Annotated in this window: 20 protein-coding genes; 18 read left to right on the top strand and 2 right to left on the bottom strand. The window is 65.7% G+C overall.

From position 1 onward, the window contains the following. The first annotated feature begins 75 nt into the window (after window positions 1-75). The 11 genes from rpsP (at window position 76) to ACYQ8E_RS07805 (ending at window position 7,346) form a co-directional block, all read left to right on the top strand. Entirely contained in the window at window positions 76-345 is a 270-nt protein-coding gene (gene rpsP / locus ACYQ8E_RS07855; protein WP_066728089.1) for a 30S ribosomal protein S16, read from the top strand. A gap of 62 nt (window positions 346-407) precedes the next feature. Continuing rightward, window positions 408-641 carry a KH domain-containing protein gene (locus ACYQ8E_RS07850; RefSeq protein WP_066728088.1) on the top strand — a complete coding sequence of 78 codons (234 nt, stop codon included), beginning with the start codon at window positions 408-410 and terminating at the stop codon, window positions 639-641. Continuing rightward, on the top strand, window positions 641-1,180 hold the full coding sequence (rimM, locus tag ACYQ8E_RS07845) for a ribosome maturation factor RimM (RefSeq protein ID WP_066728087.1): 540 nt from the start codon (window positions 641-643) through the stop codon (window positions 1,178-1,180). The genes ACYQ8E_RS07850 and rimM overlap by 1 nt, the downstream gene beginning before the upstream one ends. After that, a complete protein-coding gene (trmD, locus tag ACYQ8E_RS07840; RefSeq protein WP_066728085.1) occupies window positions 1,170-1,916 on the top strand; it encodes a tRNA (guanosine(37)-N1)-methyltransferase TrmD in 747 nt (248 codons plus the stop codon). Before rimM ends, trmD begins: the two co-directional genes overlap by 11 nt. Next, entirely contained in the window at window positions 1,913-2,470 is a 558-nt protein-coding gene (locus tag ACYQ8E_RS07835) for an RNA methyltransferase (protein WP_066728083.1), read from the top strand. The genes trmD and ACYQ8E_RS07835 overlap by 4 nt, the downstream gene beginning before the upstream one ends. Window positions 2,471-2,577: 107 nt before the next feature. Beyond that, on the top strand, window positions 2,578-2,925 hold the full coding sequence (rplS, locus tag ACYQ8E_RS07830) for a 50S ribosomal protein L19 (RefSeq protein ID WP_066728080.1): 348 nt from the start codon (window positions 2,578-2,580) through the stop codon (window positions 2,923-2,925). Between the two features lie 102 nt (window positions 2,926-3,027). Beyond that, window positions 3,028-3,669 carry a ribonuclease HII gene (locus ACYQ8E_RS07825; protein WP_066728078.1) on the top strand — a complete coding sequence of 214 codons (642 nt, stop codon included), beginning with the start codon at window positions 3,028-3,030 and terminating at the stop codon, window positions 3,667-3,669. Further along, complete coding sequence (locus ACYQ8E_RS07820; protein WP_066728076.1) at window positions 3,666-4,031, top strand: YraN family protein; 366 nt, start codon at window positions 3,666-3,668, stop codon at window positions 4,029-4,031. Before ACYQ8E_RS07825 ends, ACYQ8E_RS07820 begins: the two co-directional genes overlap by 4 nt. Before the next feature lie 114 nt (window positions 4,032-4,145). Beyond that, window positions 4,146-6,107, top strand: coding sequence for an NAD(+) synthase (locus ACYQ8E_RS07815; RefSeq protein ID WP_066728074.1), 1,962 nt, complete (start codon window positions 4,146-4,148; stop codon window positions 6,105-6,107). Further along, window positions 6,070-6,957, top strand: a complete 888-nt coding sequence (gene rsmI / locus ACYQ8E_RS07810) for a 16S rRNA (cytidine(1402)-2'-O)-methyltransferase (RefSeq protein ID WP_066728072.1) — start codon at window positions 6,070-6,072, stop codon at window positions 6,955-6,957. Before ACYQ8E_RS07815 ends, rsmI begins: the two co-directional genes overlap by 38 nt. After that, window positions 6,957-7,346, top strand: coding sequence for a response regulator (locus tag ACYQ8E_RS07805; protein ID WP_066728070.1), 390 nt, complete (start codon window positions 6,957-6,959; stop codon window positions 7,344-7,346). Before rsmI ends, ACYQ8E_RS07805 begins: the two co-directional genes overlap by 1 nt. Before the next feature lie 31 nt (window positions 7,347-7,377). On the opposite strand, the gene ACYQ8E_RS07800 is transcribed toward ACYQ8E_RS07805, so the two are convergent. Together ACYQ8E_RS07800 and ligA are read right to left on the bottom strand one after the other, a co-directional pair. Then, on the bottom strand, window positions 7,378-7,653 hold the full coding sequence (locus ACYQ8E_RS07800) for an acylphosphatase (RefSeq protein WP_066728069.1): 276 nt from the start codon (window positions 7,651-7,653) through the stop codon (window positions 7,378-7,380). Then, on the bottom strand, window positions 7,640-9,670 hold the full coding sequence (ligA, locus tag ACYQ8E_RS07795; protein WP_066728066.1) for an NAD-dependent DNA ligase LigA: 2,031 nt from the start codon (window positions 9,668-9,670) through the stop codon (window positions 7,640-7,642). Before ligA ends, ACYQ8E_RS07800 begins: the two co-directional genes overlap by 14 nt. 178 nt (window positions 9,671-9,848) lie before the next feature. On the opposite strand from ligA, the gene ACYQ8E_RS07790 reads away from it, so the two are divergent. From ACYQ8E_RS07790 to ACYQ8E_RS07760, 7 genes are all read left to right on the top strand, one after another. After that, window positions 9,849-11,111 (top strand): HlyC/CorC family transporter, encoded by a 1,263-nt coding sequence (locus ACYQ8E_RS07790; protein WP_066728064.1) that lies wholly within the window; start codon window positions 9,849-9,851, stop codon window positions 11,109-11,111. A 161-nt stretch (window positions 11,112-11,272) separates the two neighbouring features. Beyond that, window positions 11,273-11,728 carry a division/cell wall cluster transcriptional repressor MraZ gene (locus ACYQ8E_RS07785; protein WP_066728062.1) on the top strand — a complete coding sequence of 152 codons (456 nt, stop codon included), beginning with the start codon at window positions 11,273-11,275 and terminating at the stop codon, window positions 11,726-11,728. Beyond that, window positions 11,728-12,672 (top strand): 16S rRNA (cytosine(1402)-N(4))-methyltransferase RsmH, encoded by a 945-nt coding sequence (gene rsmH, locus ACYQ8E_RS07780; protein WP_066728061.1) that lies wholly within the window; start codon window positions 11,728-11,730, stop codon window positions 12,670-12,672. The genes ACYQ8E_RS07785 and rsmH overlap by 1 nt, the downstream gene beginning before the upstream one ends. 47 nt (window positions 12,673-12,719) lie before the next feature. Beyond that, entirely contained in the window at window positions 12,720-13,037 is a 318-nt protein-coding gene (gene ftsL, locus ACYQ8E_RS07775) for a cell division protein FtsL (RefSeq protein WP_066728060.1), read from the top strand. A 46-nt stretch (window positions 13,038-13,083) separates the two neighbouring features. Beyond that, on the top strand, window positions 13,084-15,048 hold the full coding sequence (locus tag ACYQ8E_RS07770; RefSeq protein ID WP_066728058.1) for a penicillin-binding protein: 1,965 nt from the start codon (window positions 13,084-13,086) through the stop codon (window positions 15,046-15,048). Window positions 15,049-15,084: 36 nt separating this feature from the next. Further along, window positions 15,085-16,608 carry a UDP-N-acetylmuramoyl-L-alanyl-D-glutamate--2,6-diaminopimelate ligase gene (locus ACYQ8E_RS07765; RefSeq protein WP_231875336.1) on the top strand — a complete coding sequence of 508 codons (1,524 nt, stop codon included), beginning with the start codon at window positions 15,085-15,087 and terminating at the stop codon, window positions 16,606-16,608. Beyond that, window positions 16,605-17,993, top strand: coding sequence for a UDP-N-acetylmuramoyl-tripeptide--D-alanyl-D-alanine ligase (locus ACYQ8E_RS07760; protein WP_066728054.1), 1,389 nt, complete (start codon window positions 16,605-16,607; stop codon window positions 17,991-17,993). Before ACYQ8E_RS07765 ends, ACYQ8E_RS07760 begins: the two co-directional genes overlap by 4 nt. The last annotated feature ends 4 nt before the right edge of the window (window positions 17,994-17,997 follow it).

Genomic DNA, 17,997 nt, shown 5'->3' with positions numbered 1-17,997 from the left:
GGAGCCGGGAATCGGTTCGGTCCCCTATCCTGAAACCCGACCACAGTTTGGAAAGATCGAGGAGGAAGAGTTACTATGTCCGTTAAGATCCGGCTCGCCCGCGGTGGCGCCAAGAAAAAGCCTTTTTACCAGGTCGTTGTGGCTGACGAGCGTTACCCGCGCGACGGTCGCTTCATCGAAAAGCTCGGCCAGTACGATCCGAAGCAGGACCCGCCGCTGGTGACCCTGAAGGAAGACCGTACCCTGGAGTGGCTGAAGCAGGGGGCGCAGCCGACCGACACGGTACGGCAGCTGCTGCGCAAGCAGGGCCTCTGGGCCCGCTTCAAGCAACCCCAGGAGGCCTGATCGTTCAGGCCGGTGCAGCCCGACGGAGTTTTGCCGCTTTCCCCTCCCGGAGGACGGACTCCATGAAAGAGCTCATCGAATTCATTGCCAGATCCCTGGTGGAAAATCCTGCCGCGGTGACCGTTTCCGAGGAAGAGGCCGACGACGGTTCGATCCTCGTCAAGCTGGCGGCCGCCCAGGAGGACATGGGGCGGATCATCGGCAAGCAGGGGCGGACGGCCAAGGCCATGCGCACCCTGCTCAATGCCAAGGCGACCCGGGAAAACCGCCGCGCCAACCTCCAGATCATGGAATAGTGACCGCGCTGCAAACTGAAGACCTGTTCCAGTATGGCACCGTCATCGGTACCCACGGTCTCCGTGGCGACCTCAAGGTGCGGCCGCTGAACGCGGATTCGACCTCTCTGCAGGAAGCCCGGGAGGTGACGCTGCGCAAAGCCGATGGCTCGCTGCAGCTCTTTCGGGTCGCGCGCGCGGCAATGCACAAGGGGCTCTGGCTGTTGCGCCTGGCTGGCCTTGAGACGATCGAGGCGGTGCAGCCGCTGGTCGGCTGCGACCTTCTGCTGGCCTGGGACGAGCTGCCGGAACTGGCGGAAGATGAATACTACTGGCACCAGTTGCAGGGGCTGAAGGTGCTCGATCGCCAGCTCGGCGAGCTGGGGGTTCTCAGTGAATTGCTGACCACGGCGGCGCACGATATCTATGTGGTCACAGGGCCCCTTGGCGAGGTCATGATCCCGGTGGTCAGCGCGTTTATTACCGAGATCGATCTGGAATCGGGGGTGGTCCGGGTCGACCTGCCGGAGGAGCTGGCCCGGATCAATCATGATCTTTGATGTTCTGACGCTCTTTCCCGGCATGTTCGACTCCCCCTTCGCCGACAGCATCATCGGCAAGGCGGTCGAGAAGGACCTGCTGCAGATTTCCGCCCATAACCTGCGGAACTGGGCCGAGGGGCGGCACCAGGTCACCGACGATACCCCCTACGGTGGCGGGGACGGCATGGTGATGAAGCCGGAACCGGTGGCCCGGGCACTTGCCGACCTGCGCCGGGAACGACCGGGGTCCCGGGTCTTGCTGATGTCCCCCCAGGGGAAGCCCTTCCGGCAGCAGGATGCCAGGGAGCTGGCCCTGGAACCGGGGCTGATCCTGGTCTGCGGGCGTTACGAAGGATTTGACGAGCGGATTCGTCCCCTGGTCGACGTGGAGTACTCGCTGGGCGATTTTGTTCTCACCGGCGGTGAACTCGCGGCGATGGTGATCATTGACGCCGTGGCCCGGCTCATTCCGGGGGTTCTCGGCAGCCAGGGGAGCGCCGTCACCGACTCTTTTTCGGACGGACTGCTCGAGCATCCCCATTACACCCGGCCGGTGGAGTTTGCCGGGGAACGGGTACCGGAGGTTCTCCTCTCCGGCAACCATGCCGCGATCGCCCGCTGGCGGCGGCGCGAACAGCTGCGGCGCACCCTGCTGCGGCGCCCGGAACTGCTGGAGACGGCCTCCTTGAGCGCCGAAGACCGACGCCTGCTCGAGGAAGTGCGCAACGAGCTGGCTGACGGCGGCCCGGCATGATGGAGCGTCTGGCCCTGGCCCTGGTGCACCACCCGGTTCTCGATCGCAACGGTGCGGTGGTCGCCGCGGCCGTGACCAACCTCGATCTGCACGACATCGCCCGCATCGGTCGCACCTATGGGGTCGGCCGCTATTATGTCGTGACTCCGGTTGCCGAACAGCAACAGCTGGTCGCCCGGATTCTCCAGCACTGGCGGGAAGGGTATGGCGCCGGCTACAACCCTGACCGTGGCGCCGCCCTGGAACTGGTCGATATCGTCCCTGATCTCGCCACGGCGGTCGCTGCCTGGAGCAAGCACTGCGACTCCCCGGCGCTGCCACTGTTGACCGGCGCCCGGCGCAGCGACGGTATCAGCCTCGCCACGGCCCGCGCCCTGCTCGGCCACCAGCCGGGGGTGCTGGTGCTCGGGACCGGTTGGGGGTTGGCCCCCGCATTCTTCACCCATGGCTGGCCGGTTCTGGAACCGATCAGCGGCGGGAGCGACTATAACCATCTGCCGGTACGGGCGGCAGCGGCGATCCTGCTCGATCGCCTCCACCGTGCCGCCAGCTGAAGCGATTTGCCGGACTGGGCGTTGTTGCGCAGCCCGCCCCCGATTACGGGACCGATTTGACCAACCACCTGACGATTACCAAAGCATCGCCGATAGAGGAGGACGTAATGAACAGCATCGACCGCATCAGCATGGAACAGATCAAGAAGAACATCCCGGTCTTCAAGGCCGGCGACACCCTGCGGGTGCATGTCAAGATCACCGAAGGGGACAAGCAGCGCATCCAGGTCTATCAGGGCGTCTGCATCAAGCGGGTGAACCGCGGCCTCGGCTCCACTTTTGCCGTGCGCAAGATTTCCAACGGCTTTGGCGTTGAGCGTATCTTCTCCCTCCACTCGCCGGCGGTCGACAAGATCGAGGTGGTGATGGTCGGCCAGGTGCGGCGCGCCAAGCTCTACTACCTGCGTAACCTGCATGGCAAAAAGGCCCGCATCCGCGAGAAGCGCCAGGCCTGATCCGATTACTGCTCCTGCGCGGCCCCGGTCCCCCGACCGGGGCTCTTTTTGTCCGGGAGCACTCCGCCCCATGGCCCTCTCTGCCCCCCCTGGGACGCGACCATGAGCGAAGCCCTCTTCGATTTTCCCGACCCCTCCACCCTCCATTTCGAGGGGCTCGCCCGCGCTCGCGGCTTCCGGGCCATTGCCGGCGTTGACGAAGCCGGGCGTGGCCCGCTCGCCGGGCCGGTGGTCGCTGCCGCCGTCATCCTGCCGCAACAGTTCGACCTCGCCGGACTCGACGATTCCAAGAAGCTGAGCCAAAAAGAACGGGAGCGTCTCTTTCCGCTGATCCGGGCCCAGGCCCTGGCGATCGGTGTCGGTTTCGCCTCGCCGGCCGAGATTGATGCCATCAACATTCTCCAGGCAACCCTGCGCGGCATGTCTCTCGCCGTAAAGCGCCTGCAGCTTCCTGCCGACTTCCTCCTTATTGACGGTATCACCCCGCTGCCGTTGCCGATTGCCCAGCAGACCCTCAAAAAAGGGGACAGCCGCTCCCTCTCCATCGCCGCCGCATCGGTGATCGCCAAGGTGGTCCGCGACCGCGTCATGGTCGGTTACGATCGGCGCTACCCGGGGTACGGCTTCGCCCGCCACAAGGGGTACGGCAGCCGTGAGCACCTCGCCGCCATTGCCCGCCTCGGGCCGTCACCGTTGCACCGCGCCACCTTTGGCGGGGTTCGCGAACACCTGGTGCGGCCGTGAGCGAGGAACGTCTTGCCCTCGGGCGCTGGGGCGAAGAGGCCGCCTGTCGTTTCCTGGAGCACAGCGGTCACCGCATCGTCGCCCGCAACCTGCGCACCCCGGTCGGGGAGCTCGATATCATTGCCCGGCGCGGGTCCCTGCTGCTGATCGTCGAGGTCAAGACCCGGCGCAGCCGCGCCTTTGGCACCCCGGCCGAAGCCGTCGGCCCGGTCAAGCAGCGGCAGATCCTGCGGGCGGCGCGCTGGTACCTCGCCGATCATCCCCCCGGCCGGATGCAGCCCCGCTTCGACGTCATCGCCGTCATGCCGGGGCCGGATGGCGCTCCCTGCTGTGAACATATCGAAAACGCCTTCGGGGCGTGACCCGCAAAAAGAGGAAATCCCCCCGCACCCATTGCATTTTCCCGCCGGGTCTTTAGAATAAAGGGCATTTCCGGCATTTCCGGCCGGCATAACCATCGCCAACAGGGCCATTGCATGTGCAAAAATCTCTCCAGCTTCGGCTTCCTGCGGGTCGCTGTCGCCAGCCCGGCGCTGCGGGTCGCCGACGTCCCCTACAATCTCGAACAGGCGGCGGCCGCCGTGCGCCTGGCCGGCGAACGCCACTGCCGCCTGCTGGTCCTGCCGGAGCTCGCCCTCACCGGCTACAGCTGCGCCGACCTCTTTCTGCAACCGTTGCTGGTCGCTGCTGCGGCCAGCGCCCTCGACGAGTTGGCTGCCGTCGCTGCCCGGGAGGGCGTGGCGCTGATCGTCGGCCTGCCGGTCGCGATCGGCGACCGGCTCTTCAACTGCGCCGCCTTTCTCGCTGGTGGGCAGCTCTGCGGACTGGTGCCGAAACAGTTTTTGCCCAACAGCCAGGAATTCTACGAAAAGCGCTGGTTTGCGCCGGCAGCGCTGTTGCGCCAGTCGACTCTCGACTGGCGGGGGAGGACGGTGCCGATCGGTACCGACCTGATCTTCCGGGCGCAAGGGTTCGACGCCTGCCGGATCGGCATCGAGATCTGCGAGGATGCCTGGACCGTCAATCCGCCGAGCGGCCGGTTGGCGACCCAGGGCGCGACCCTGTTGACCAACCTCTCGGCCAGCCCGGAACTTCTCAGCAAGGCGCGCTATCGCCGCGAGCTGGTCTGCGGCCAGTCGGCCCGCTGCCTGGCGGCCTATGCCTACGCCTCGGCGGGGCCCGGGGAGTCGACCACCGACCTCGTCTTCTCCGGCCATTCCCTGATCGCCGAGAACGGCCAGCTCCTTGTCGAAAGCGAGCGCTTCCGTTTCGAAACCGTGGTCAGCCATGCCGATGTCGATCTCGGGCGGCTGGTGGGGGAACGGCTGCGCAGCAGCAGTTTCGTCGACGCTGCCGCCGATGAAGTGCCGCGCTTCATCGACTTCCCCTTGGGCGAGACGCCGGCGGCGAGCTTTTCCCGCCCGGTGCCGGCCATGCCCTTTGTGCCGGGTGATGACGATGAGCGGGCCGAGCGCTGCCGGGAGATTTTCGCCCTGCAGACGACCGGTCTCGCCAAGCGCCTGCTGCATACCGGGAGCCGCCAGGTGGTGCTCGGCATTTCCGGCGGCCTCGACTCGACCCTGGCGCTGCTCGTCACCTGCCGCGCCTTTGACCGTCTCGACCTGCCGCGCAGCGGCATCGTTGCGGTCACCATGCCCGGCTTCGGGACCACCGCACGCACCCGCGACAACGCGGTCGGGCTCGCCGGGCAGCTCGGGGTGCAGCTGCGCACCATCCCGATCGACGCGGCGGTTCGCCAGCATTTTGCCGATATCGGCCACCCCGAGTCCCAGCATGACATCACCTTCGAGAATGCCCAGGCCCGGGAACGGACCCAGCTGCTGATGGATATCGCCAACCAGGTCGGCGGCCTCGTCATCGGCACCGGCGACCTCTCGGAGCTGGCCCTCGGCTGGTGCACCTACAACGGCGACCACATGTCGATGTACGCGGTCAACTGCGGGGTGCCCAAGACCCTGGTCCGTTACCTCGTCGACTGGTGCGCCGAGGAGGAATTCAGCGGCCGCTGCGCCGCAATCCTCCACGATATCAGCGCCACCCCGGTCTCCCCTGAATTGCTGCCGCCGGCCGCCAACGGGGAGATCGAACAGCGCACCGAGGAGCAGGTCGGTCCCTATCTGCTGCACGACTTCTTCCTCTACCATGCCCTGCGCCTGCAGTTTCCGCCGGCGAAGATTCTCTTTCTCGCCGAGCGGGCTTTTGCCGGCAACTATGACAGGAGCCAGCTGCGCCGCTGGCTGCGCCTTTTCTACCAGCGCTTCTTCAGCCAGCAGTTCAAGCGCTCCTGTCTGCCGGACGGGCCGAAGATCGGCAGCGTCGCCCTCTCGCCGCGCGGGGACTGGCGCATGCCCAGCGACGCCGTGGCGCGGCTCTGGCTCGATGAGCTCGATCGCCGCGAAGGTGCTGCGGGTGAGTGAAGTGGCGGTGAACGGTGGCGGGACCCTCTACGTGGTCGCGACGCCGATCGGCAACCTCGAGGACCTGACGTTCCGGGCTCTGCGCATCCTGCGCGAGGTCGACCTGGTGGCGGCGGAAGATACCCGCCACAGCCGCAAGCTCTTCAGCCACTACGGCATTGCCACGCCGCTCACCTCCTGTTTTGCCCATAACGAGCTGCGCAAGAGTGACGAGCTGCTGCGTCACCTCGCCGCCGGGCGTTCCCTCGCCCTGATCACCGATGCCGGAACGCCGGCGATTTCCGACCCCGGCTACCTGCTGGTGCGGCGCTGCCTCGAGGCGGGCCATGCGGTGGTGCCGGTCCCGGGCCCGGCGGCGGCCATCACGGCCCTGTCGGTGGCCGGCCAACCGGTCGATCGTTTCGCCTTCGAGGGGTTCCTCCCCAGCCGGGCGGCGGCGCGGCGCAGCCAGCTCGAACGCCTGGCTGCCGAGGAGAGGAGCCTCGTCTTCTACGAGGCGCCCCATCGCCTGCTGGCTACCCTGAAGGAGTTGGTGGCCGTCTACGGAGCGGAGCGGGGGCTGACGGTGGCGCGGGAGTTGACCAAGCTGCACGAGGAGATTTTCCGCGGCACCGTCGGCACCGCGCTGGAACATTTCGGCGCCGGTCGGGTTCGGGGCGAGCTGGTACTGGTGCTCGCCCCGGCGTTACCGGTACGACCGGAGGAGACGGTGCGCGAAGCGCTGCTGCGCAAACGGCGCACCAGCGACCTGCCGCCACGGCAGCTGGCGCGGGAAGTCGCCAGGGAACTCGGCGTCTCGGGGGATGAAGTCTATCGCGAGGTGCTGCGGATGAAGGACGAGGAGGCGTAATGGCGGGGGAAAAGAAGGTTCTGCTGGTCGATGATCACCAGAGCGTGTTGCGGTTGCTGGAGACGATTCTGCGCCTGCGCGGCTACCAGGTGGTCTATGCCAGTGACGGTGTCGAGGGGATCGAGATGGCGCAGAAGGAACGTCCCGACCTGATCCTGCTCGATGTGATGATGCCCAACCTCGACGGCTTCAAGGCCTGCCGGATGCTCAAGGAGGATCCGGCGACCCGGGAGATCCCGGTTATCTTTCTCTCGGCCCGCAATGAGAAGGCCGATGCTGAAACCGGGCGCCGCGCCGGCGCCGTCGCCTTTGTCCACAAGCCCTTCAAGAGTCAGGAAATCTTCTCCCTCCTCGACCGCTACCTGGCCCCGGCACCACTCCCCGCCTGAACAGCAGCGTGAGGCAGGCTCCGGCCTTGGGTCAGCGGATCGAAAAGTCGATCAAGGTGTCGCCGGGCTGCTGCCAGCTGCAGTGCAATTCCTCCACCCGGGAGGCGGGCGGTCCCTGGCGACAGGTCGCCAGCGCCTCCTCGATCGTCGCTCGCTCCCCTTCAAAGAGTGCTTCCACGTCGCCATTGGGCAGGTTGCGCACCCAGCCCCTCAGCCCGAGCTCCCGTGCGGCGCGCAGGGTGAAGTAGCGGAAGCCGACCCCCTGGACCCGTCCACGGATCGTGACCAGTACCCTAGCCGGCTCCATCGGTCTTCCCCTCCTCCAGCAGGCGCAGGAATGCCTCCTCATCCAGCACCGGTATGGCGAGCCGGTGCGCCTTGTCGAGCTTGCTCCCGGCGTCGCTGCCGGCGATCACGTAGCTGGTCTTGCTGCTGACGGAGCCGGCAACCCGGCCGCCCCGGCTCTCGACCAAGGCTTCGGCCTCCGTGCGCGACCAGCGGCTGAGGGTGCCAGTGATTACCAGCGTCCTGCCGGTCAGGGAGCCATCGCGGTCGACGGTCACCTCCGGCTGTGGGTCGACGCCGACCGCCTGTAGTTCGGCGAGGAGTTGCAACTGCTGCGGATTGCGGAAAAAGTCGGTCAGCGAGTCCGCCACCTTGTCGCCGATTTCGTGAATCCGCTTCAGCTCTTCGCGGTCGGCGGCGGCAAGGTCGGCGATGGTCGCGAATCGCTTGGCGAGGATTTTGGCGGTATGCTCGCCAACGTGGCGGATACCGAGGGCGAAGAGAAAGCGGGACAGGGGGCGTTTTTTGCTGGCGGCGATGGCGTCCAACAGCTTCTCCGCCAGCACCTCCCCCATCCGTTCCAGGGCAAAGAAATCGTCCTTTTTCAGGCGGTAGAGGTCGCTGAAGGTTTCGAGCCGCCCGAGGCCGATCAGTTCGGTGAGCTGCTTTTCGCCCAGCCCCTCGATATCCATGGCGTCACGGGAGACGAAGTGGCGCAAACGTTCGATGGTGCGTGCCGGGCAGTGGGCGTTGCCGCAGCGGGGGACCACTTCCCCGTCGCGGCGCGAGACCGGCACGCCGCACTCAGGGCAGCTGGCCGGAAAGGGGATCGGGGTTTCCTTGCCGCTGCGCTTCTCCTTGACCACGGCGACGATGTCCGGGATAACATCCCCGGCCCGTTCGACGATGACATGATCGCTGATCTGCAGGCCGAGGCGCTCGATTTCGTCCCAGTTGTGCAGGCTGGCCCGGGAGACCGTCACGCCACTGACTTCCACCGGTCGCAGGTGGGCGACGGGGGTGATGGCGCCGGTCCTGCCGACCTGCAGTTCGACCTTTTCAAGGATGGTCTCCCGCTGCCGCGGCGGAAACTTGCAGGCGACGGCCCAGCGTGGCGAGCGGCTGATCTCCCCCAGTTCCTCCTGCAGTGCCAGGGCATTGACCTTGACCACCATGCCATCGATCTCGTAGGGGAGCTGGTCGCGGCGTTGCTGCAGGGCGTGAAATGCCGCGATGACCGCTTCACCGCCGGTCGCCAGGGAGGTCTCGGCGAGGTTGACCCGCAGGCCGCAGGCGGCGAGCCGTTCGAGAAGCTGGCGATGGGTTGCCGGCCGCTCTCCCTGCCAGCGCCCGATGCCGTAGCAGAAGATTTTCAGCGGGCGCTGCGCCGTCACCCGCGGGTCGAGCTGGCGCAGGCTGCCGGCCGCAGCATTACGCGGGTTGGCAAAGGTCTTCTCCCCCTTTTCCTCCTGCTGCCGGTTGAGGCGCTGGAAGTCGCGCAGCTCCATGTAGACCTCGCCGCGGACATCGAGAAGCGGCGGGAAGGGAGGGGTCAGTTGCCAGGGGATCGTCGCCAGGGTCTTGAGGTTGGCCGTGATCTCTTCGCCGACCAGGCCGTCGCCGCGGGTGCTGGCGTACTGCAGCCGCCCCTCTTCGTAAACCAGTTCCACCGCCACGCCGTCGAGTTTCATTTCGCAGACATACTCGATTTCGCTGCTGGCACCGAGAAAAGTCTGCCGCAGGCTCTGATCGAAATCGACGAATTCCCCGGCATTGCGGACATTTTTCAGCGACAGCATCGGCAGGGCATGGGGAATCGGGGTAAAGCGGGTCGATGGCGGCGCCCCGACCTGCTGGCTCGGGGAGTCCGGCGTCACCAGCTCGGGGTGGGCCGCTTCCAGCTCCTGCAGCTGGCGGAACAGGCGGTCGTACTCGGCGTCGGAAACCTCCGGCTGGTCAAGAATGTAATAACGGTAGTTGTGGTGGCGAAGCTGGTCGCAGAGTTCGCGGTACTGATCCAGGGTTGCTTTGTCTGCCATGAAAAGGTTCCTGCCGAGGGTGTTGGCCGCTGTGCGGCCGGGTGGTTCTCTTCATAGCACAGTGGGCCCATGCCTGGCAATCGCCAGTCACAACTTGTTTGTCAGCGCCGCCGACTTGGGGTATGATCCCCCCAAAACACCGGCGGTTGCCGGGACGATCTTCCCTTCAGGGTCACTCATGTCCGAAGCACAACTGTTCCACCTCGCCACCCTTGGCATTCTCTTCGTCCTTTCCGCCTTCTTTTCCGGTTCGGAAACGGCCCTGATGTCGCTCGACAAATTGCGCCTCAAGTACCTGGTCGAAAAACGCCGCAGTGGCGCCGATCGTCTCGAGGCCGTCCTCGAGCACCCCGACCGGCTGCTGAGCGCCATCCTGGTTGGCAATAACCTGGTGAATATTGCCGCTTCGGTCTTCGCCACCACACTCTTTGTCGAGCTTTATGGCGATCGTGGCGAGTTGATGACGATCCTCGTTTTGACCCCGCTGCTGCTGATCTTTTCCGAGGTCTGCCCCAAGACCTACGCCGCCCGCTACCCGGAAAAGCTCTCTTTCCTGGTTCTGCGGCCGATCCTGGTGGTGATGTGGGTCCTTACCCCGGTGGTCTGGATGGTGACCGGCGTCTCCCGGCTGCTGACCCGGCTGCTGAAGGGAGAAGCGGCGCGGCCGCTGATCTCCGAGGACGAGATTCGTTCGATCATCTCGGTGGGCGAACAGACCGGGGTGGTCGCCAAGGAACAGCGGCGCATGCTCCACGGGGTCTTTGAACTGTCGCAGATCCGGGTCCGTGATGTCATGATCCCCCGTACCGAGGTCGTCGGCATCGAAGTCGGCGAGTCCTTCGAGAGCGTGCTGCCGATCGTGCAGCAGGCGCGGCACTCCCGCTTTCCGGTCTACGAGGGGAGTCTCGACAATGTCGTCGGGGTGATCCACTCCAAGGACATCCTCAATTTTGTCGGCAACCGCGGTGAGTTCTCGCTGCGGGAACTCGCCCGGCCACCCTATTTCGTCCCCGAGTCGAAGCCGATCGAGACCCTGCTGCAGTCCTTCCGTCGCCGTCATCTGCACCTGGCAATGGTGATCGACGAATATGGCGGCGTCGAGGGGATCGTCACCCTGGAGGATATCGTCGAGGAGATCATCGGCGAAATACAGGATGAATACGACGTTGAGGAGGTGCTGGTCCGCGAACTCGGGCCGGGCCGCTTCCTGGTCGACGGCAGTGCCTCCCTGCGTACCCTCAATCGCCGTTTCAAACTCAAATTCTCCGAAGAACACGCCAATACCCTTGCCGGCCTGCTGATGCGCACCCTTGGCACCATTCCGCAGGAAGGGGACGGCTGCCAGGTCGACGGCGTCACCCTGACAGTTCGCAAGGTTGTCGATCGCCGCGTCGAAGCGATCGAAATGCTCCTCCCGGAAGGTCCCCGGCCCACCCCCTGAACTTTCTCCCCGCGACCCATCCTCCCGCCGTTTCTCTCCCCCTGCCGGCGCTCCCTAACCCCTTAATTAAGTGGAAAAACTCCTTGACAAGGTGTGGGGTGGCCGATATAGTCGTGCCAATTGGTGGGATTTAGTGGGTATTAGTGTCATTGTGAGGTGGGATGGAATTCAGCGGCGCCTATGTCAACACCATTGACGCCAAGTGGCGGGCCAGTATTCCCAAGGAGTTCCGGGATCTGCTCACGGCTGCGGGTGAAGATGGCCTGGTGCTGACCCAGAACCGCGACCGCGGTCTGACCGCCTTTCTACCGGCCGATTGGGCCGCCTTCTCCCGCACCATCCAGCAGCATCCGAGCGCCGCTGAGCGCACCCAGCTCAACCGTATCTATATCGCACCCCATACCCCGGTCAAGTTCGACGCCCAGGGGCGTATCCCCCTGAGCAAGCCGCTGCGCCTCTGGGCGGGATTGAACGATGACGAGCGGGACGTGGTGATCGTCGGCAATTTCCAGCGGATCGATATCTTCAGTCAGCGTCGTTATGACGAGGTCGTCAGCCAGGCGGTCGATGCCCTGGCTGCCAACCCTGATCTGGTCGAGACGCTGGAGCTCCCCTGATGGGAGGCGACTTTCAGCATCTCTCGGTCATGCCCGGCGCGGTCCTCGACCTGTTGCAACCACGACCTGGGGGGGTCTATCTCGACGGGACGGTCGGTGGTGGCGGTCATGCCCGGCTGCTGCTGGAGGCGAGCGGCCCGGATGGTCGCCTGATCGGCCTCGATCGCGATCCCGCGGCTCTGGCCAAGGCAGCGGCAACCCTGCAACCCTATGCCGGCAGATTTGAGTTGGAGCATGCCAACTTCGCCGATGCCGGCGCCATCCTCTCCGCCAAGGGGATCGCGGGGGTGGACGGCATCCTGCTTGACCTCGGGGTCTCCTCGCACCAGCTCGATGCGGGGGAGCGCGGCTTCTCCTTTCGCCAGGATGCTCCTCTTGATATGCGCATGGACCCGACCCGGGGAGCGACGGCCGCCGAACTGCTGGCGGAAGCGAGCGCCGAGGAGTTACAGCAGATTTTCCGGGAGTTCGGCGAAGAGCGCTTTGCCGGGCGGATCGCCCGCAAGATCGTCGCCCGGCGCCAGGAGGCGCCGCTGTTGCGGACCCTGGAGCTGGCCGAACTGGTACGGGATGTCGTTCCCGGTGGGCGGGTGCCGGCGCGGATCCATCCCGCGACCCGGGTTTTCCAGGCGCTGCGCATTGCCGTCAACGGCGAACTCGACCATGTCGCCCGGGGCGTTGCGGCGGCGATTGGCCTGCTCAACCTTGGTGGGAGGTTGGCGGTGATCAGTTTTCATTCCCTGGAAGACCGGATCGTCAAGCGGCTTTTCGTCGAGGAAGCCAAAGGCTGCATCTGCCCGCCGCGGCTGCCGATCTGCCAATGCGGCCACACCCCGCGGGTGGAGCTTTTGACCCGGCGCGGACTGCGGGCCGATGAGACCGAAGTCGAGACCAACCCCCGGGCCCGCAGTGCGGTGCTGCGCGGGGTTCGCCGTATCAACTGAACTGCCACGGCTCCCCCGGCGGGGGCCTGCTATTTACGGAGGGCGTTATGTCCCAGACCATCCTGAGACCGATCCCCAAGATTAACGGCTTTGCTCTACACCGGCCGCGGCTCTTGCCGGTGCTGCTGTTCATGGCCCTGCTGCTCGCGGTTTCCCTCTTTTACGTCTGGTCGCGACTGCAGGTGACCAACCTCGAGTACGACATCTCCAGCCTCGAAGGACGACTGCGCAACCTGCAGCAGGAATCCCGCGGGCTGCAGGTGGAGGTGGCAAGCCTGAGCAGCCCGCAGCGGATCGAGCAGGTGGCGCGCCAGCGGCTGGGACTGCATCTGCCGACCCCGCAACAGGTGATTACCGTGAACTGAGCGATCTCCCGGTCTGTTTCCGGTGGATCGCTGATCGAGGGTGAGTATGGAGAAGTGGGTTCGGGTACGCATTCGCCTGGTAGGCCTCTGTTTTCTGGCGGCTTTCGGGTTTGTTGCGGCGCGTGCCTTCCATCTCCAGGTTCTGGGCCAGGCCAACTGGGAACGGCGTGCCGAGCGCCAGCATCAAAAGGTGATCCCGCTGATCCCAAAACGCGGGACGATTTACGATCGCAACGGGGAGTCGCTCGCCGTCAGCCTGGAGGTCGATTCGGTCTACCTCGAACCGACCAAGGTGACTGACCGCCCGCGGACGGCGCGCCTGCTGGCCGATGCCCTCGGTCTGAAGGTCGCTGCAGTCCGCGCCAAGCTCGATTCGGAGAAGGGGTTTCTCTGGCTGAAACGCCAGATCACCCCGCGCGAAAGCGAGCTGGTGCGGGCGCTGAACCTCGAAGGTGTCGGCTTTACCCGGGAGCATCGCCGCTTCTATCCCAACTCGGAACTGGGCGCCCAGGTCATCGGCTTTACCGGGCTCGATCCGGAAGGGCTGGAGGGGCTGGAGCTCAAGTATGACTCGCTGATTCTCGGCCAGGGGGGCTTCCTGGTGATGGAACGGGATGCGCTTGGGCGCGGGATCGGCGGCGGCGAGGAGATGGTGCAGGGGGGCGAGCAGGGGAGCGATCTTCACCTGACCCTCGACAAGAACCTCCAGTTCATCGCCGAGAAGGAGCTGGCGGCCGGCGTCAAGGGGAGTCATGCGCGGGCCGGAACGGTCGTGGTTCTCAACCCGGCCAACGGCGAGATCCTGGCGATGGCGAGCCAGCCCGACTTCAATCCCAATGCCTTTTACCGCTACCGGCCCGGGCAATGGCGCAACCGGGCGCTCTGCGATACCTATGAACCGGGGTCGACGATCAAGATGTTCCTGCTCGCCGCCGCTCTCAACGAAGGGGTGGTGAAGCCAGGGACTTTCATCAATTGCGAAAACGGTTCCTGGCGGGTGGGGGGCAAGACGATCCATGACCATCATCCCTATGGTCGTCTGAAACTGCCGGAGATCCTCAAGGTCAGCTCGAACATCGGCGCGGCCAAGATCGGCAAGGCGCTGGAACGGGAGAAGTATTACGGCTACCTGCGCGACTTCGGTTTTGGGGAAGTATCCGGCCTGGAACTGCCGGGTGAGCAGTCGGGGCTGTTGCGGAAACCGTCCCAGTGGTTCGAGATCGACCTGGCCGCGATCAGCTTCGGCCAGGGGCTGACGGTAACGCCGCTCCAGGTGGCGATGGCGACGGCGGCTATTGCCAACGGCGGTTACCTGATGAAGCCCTACGTGGTGGCGAGTGTCGTCAATTCCTACGGCGAGGTGGTCGAAAGCCACCGCCCCAGTGTGCGCAAACAGGTCATTTCGACGGCGGTTGCAAAGCAGATCCGGGACATGCTGGTGGAAGTGACCGAAGAGGGGGGGACCGGAACCCTGGCGACGGTCCCCGGTTACCGGGTCGCGGGCAAGACCGGCACGGCGCAAAAAGTCGACCCGGTCACCGGGACCTATTCAACCGACAAGAATGTCGCCTCCTTTGTCGGTTTCGTTCCCGCCGACGACCCCAAGCTGGTGATCCTGGTCGTCCTCGACGAGCCGGAAGGCCAGACCTACGGTGGCCTGGTCGCCGCTCCGGTCTTTTCCCGGATTGCTGCCCAGGGGCTGCGCTATCTCAAGGTTCCGCCCCGGGAACCGGTAGGGCCGGGGGGGCTGCCGTCCCTGGATGAAATTCTCGCCCGGAACGAGGTCTCCACCGATGTTCCGGTTGCTGTACCGGGGCGGAAGGAAGGCGATGCGCCGGTCATGCCGAACTGCCTGGGGATGAGTTACCGGCAGGTGCTGCAGACCATGGAGAACGTTAAGCTGAATATTCGCCTGCAGGGGAGCGGCCGGGTCGTTGACCAGTATCCCAAGCCCGGCTCGTTGATCAACTTTGGCAGTGAAGTCTGGGTCCGGCTGGCGCCGCCGGCCTGAGCCCTTTATTTGACACGATTCCCGCGAGGGAAGAAAATGCCAGGTACTATGCTGTTTTCCGGGCTCATTCCGCAACACCTTGTAACGCATCGCCAGGGACCGGGCGACTGCGAAGTCAGCGGTCTGGCCTACGACTCACGGCAGGTTAGTGCCGGGACCGCCTTTTTCGCTCTGCGCGGCACCGCGGTCGACGGCCATGCCTTTATTGCCGACGTCCTCGCCCGGGGGGCCTTGGCGGTGGTCAGCGAGGAGGCCGTCGCCCTGCCCGAGGGGATTGCCGGATGCGTGGTCGGCGACTCCCGTCTTGCCCTCGCCCTGGCGGCTACCCGCTATTACTCCGCTCCGCCTGCCGGCACCCCGGTCGTCGGGATCACCGGCACCAACGGCAAGACCACGGTCAGCTACCTGGTCGAGGCGATCCTCCAGGCCGCCGGCCGTTCCCCCGCCCTCTTCGGGACTATCAGCTACCGCCACGGCGACCAGTCGCTGCCGGCCTCGCACACGACTCCGGAATCCCTCGACCTGCTCCGCCAGATCAGCGCCTTCTGCAACGACGGCGCCGACAGCCTGGTGATGGAGGTCTCCTCCCATGCGCTGGTGCAGCATCGGGTCGATGGCATCCCCTTCAGTGTCGGGGTCTTTACCAACCTGACCCCGGAACATCTCGATTACCACGGTGACATGGCGCATTATTTCGCCGGCAAGCGCCGCCTCTTCAGCGAACTGCTGGCGCGCCATGGCGGGCGTCCGGTCTTCAACCTTGACGACCCCTACGGTCTCCGCCTCGCCGAAGAATTCCCCACCGGGATCGGCTGCAGCAGCCGGCCAGGAGTCGGCGCGGTGCATCCCCGCCACGTAACGGTCGACCTGGACGGCATTCACGGCGAACTGCAGACCCCGCAGGGGGTGCTGCGCATCGATTCGCCGCTTTTGGGGCCCTTCAATCTCCAGAACATTCTTTGCGCGGCCGCTGCCGGTCTCGCCCTCGACCTCGCGCCGGACGCGATCGCGCAGGGGCTCTCTGCCTGTCCGACCGTGCCGGGCCGTCTGGAGCGGGTCGCCAATCGCCTCGGCGCCCTCGCCCTGGTCGATTATGCGCATACCGGCGATGCCCTGGAGAAGGTGCTGACGGCGGTGGCAGAACTGGCGCCGCGGCGGGTTATTACCCTTTTCGGCTGCGGCGGCGACCGCGACCGGACTAAGCGGCCGGTCATGGGGGAGGTCGCCGCCAGGGCCTCGAACCTGGTCATCCTGACCTCCGACAACCCGCGGACGGAAGATCCCCTGGCAATTCTTGCCGAAATCCGTCCGGGAGTCCTTAAGGTTACCGACCGGGAACTGACGCTTGCCGCGGCCGCTGCCGGGGAGGAGGGGTTCCTGACGATTCCCGACCGCCGCGCCGCCATCGACTTCGCCGTCTCTCTCCTTGTCGCTGGCGACCTGCTGCTGGTGGCCGGCAAGGGACACGAGGATTACCAGATCGTCGGCCGCCAGAAATTCCATTTTGATGATCGCGAAGAATTGGCCCGGGCCCTGCGTCAGCGGGAGGAAGAGGGATGAAGCTCGAGATTCAGCAGATTGCTGCGATGACTGGGGGACGGATCTTTCCGCCGGCGGCGCGCGCCACGGTCTCCGGGGTCTCGACCGACAGCCGGACGATCCGGCCCGGTGATCTCTTCGTGCCACTGCGGGGGCCGAGTTTCGATGGTCACGACTTTCTCGCGGAGGCGGTCCATCGCGGCGCCGCAGTCTGCCTGAGCGAGGATATCATCGCCGGGTTCCCGGTGCCGGTGGTCGGCGTCGTCAATACCCTGACCGCCCTCGGCGACCTTGCCGCCGGATTGCGGCGGGGTTTTGCCGGGCCCCTGCTGGCGGTAACGGGGTCTTCCGGCAAGACCACCACCAAGGAGATGCTCGCGGCGATCCTCTCCCTCGACGGGCCCGGCCTGAAGACGCAGGGAAACTACAATAACCTGATCGGATTGCCGCTGACGCTCTGCCAGTTGACGCCCGAGCACCACTGGGCAGTCCTCGAAATGGGGATGAGCGCCCGTGGCGAGATCGCCCGGCTCGCCGAAATCGCCGCTCCGACCATTGGGATTATCACCAATATCGGGCCGGCGCATCTTGAGGAGCTGCTGACCCTGGAAGGGGTCGCCCGCGCCAAGGGGGAACTCTTTGCCGCGCTTCCCGCCGGCGGAACCGCGGTGATCAACGCCGACGACGAACGGGTGACGGCGTTGCCGGTGGCCAACGGCGCCCATCGCCTCTTTTACGGTCTGGCCGCCACTGCCACGGTGCGCGGCGCCGACCTGGCGCCGCAGGAGAACGGAATCTCTTTCACCCTGCAGCTGCCGGAGGGTGCGCAGCGGGTCAACCTTGCTGTCCCCGGTCGCCACAACGTGTCGAACGCGCTGGCCGCGGCCGCCGCCGCCCATGCCCTCGGCATCGCCGGGGCGGTTATCGCCCGCGGCCTGGAGCAATTTCGCTCCCGTGCCGGGCGGCTTGAAGTGGTGCCGCTGGCCGATGGCATGGTCCTCTTCGATGACAGCTACAATGCCAACCCCCTCTCGATGAAGGCCGCGTTGAAGACTCTGGCCGAGAGTGGTGGGGGAGGCAAGTTCGCCGTTCTGGGCGACATGCTCGAACTCGGAAGCCAGTCCGCACCCCTGCACCGCGAGGTTGGCGCCGCGGCTGCCGGGGTCGATGGCCTGGTGGTCCTGGGCAAATTTGCCGCCGAGCTTGCCGCCGGTGCGCGGGAGGCGGGGCTGGCGCCAGCGAAAATCCGCGTCGCCGCCGACCACGCCGAAGCCCTGGCGATGCTGCGGGAATGGCTTGCGCCCGGGGCCCGGATTCTGGTCAAGGGATCCCGGGGGATGCGCATGGAGCAGATCAGCGCCGGACTGCGTGGCGCCGCCACCAGCCCCACGGCCGGCAACTGTTGACGGG

It is taken from the genome of Desulfuromonas carbonis (assembly GCF_054658035.1).
Note: the sequence above shows the minus strand (reverse complement) of the source record. Positions and strands in the feature narration are given on the sequence as shown.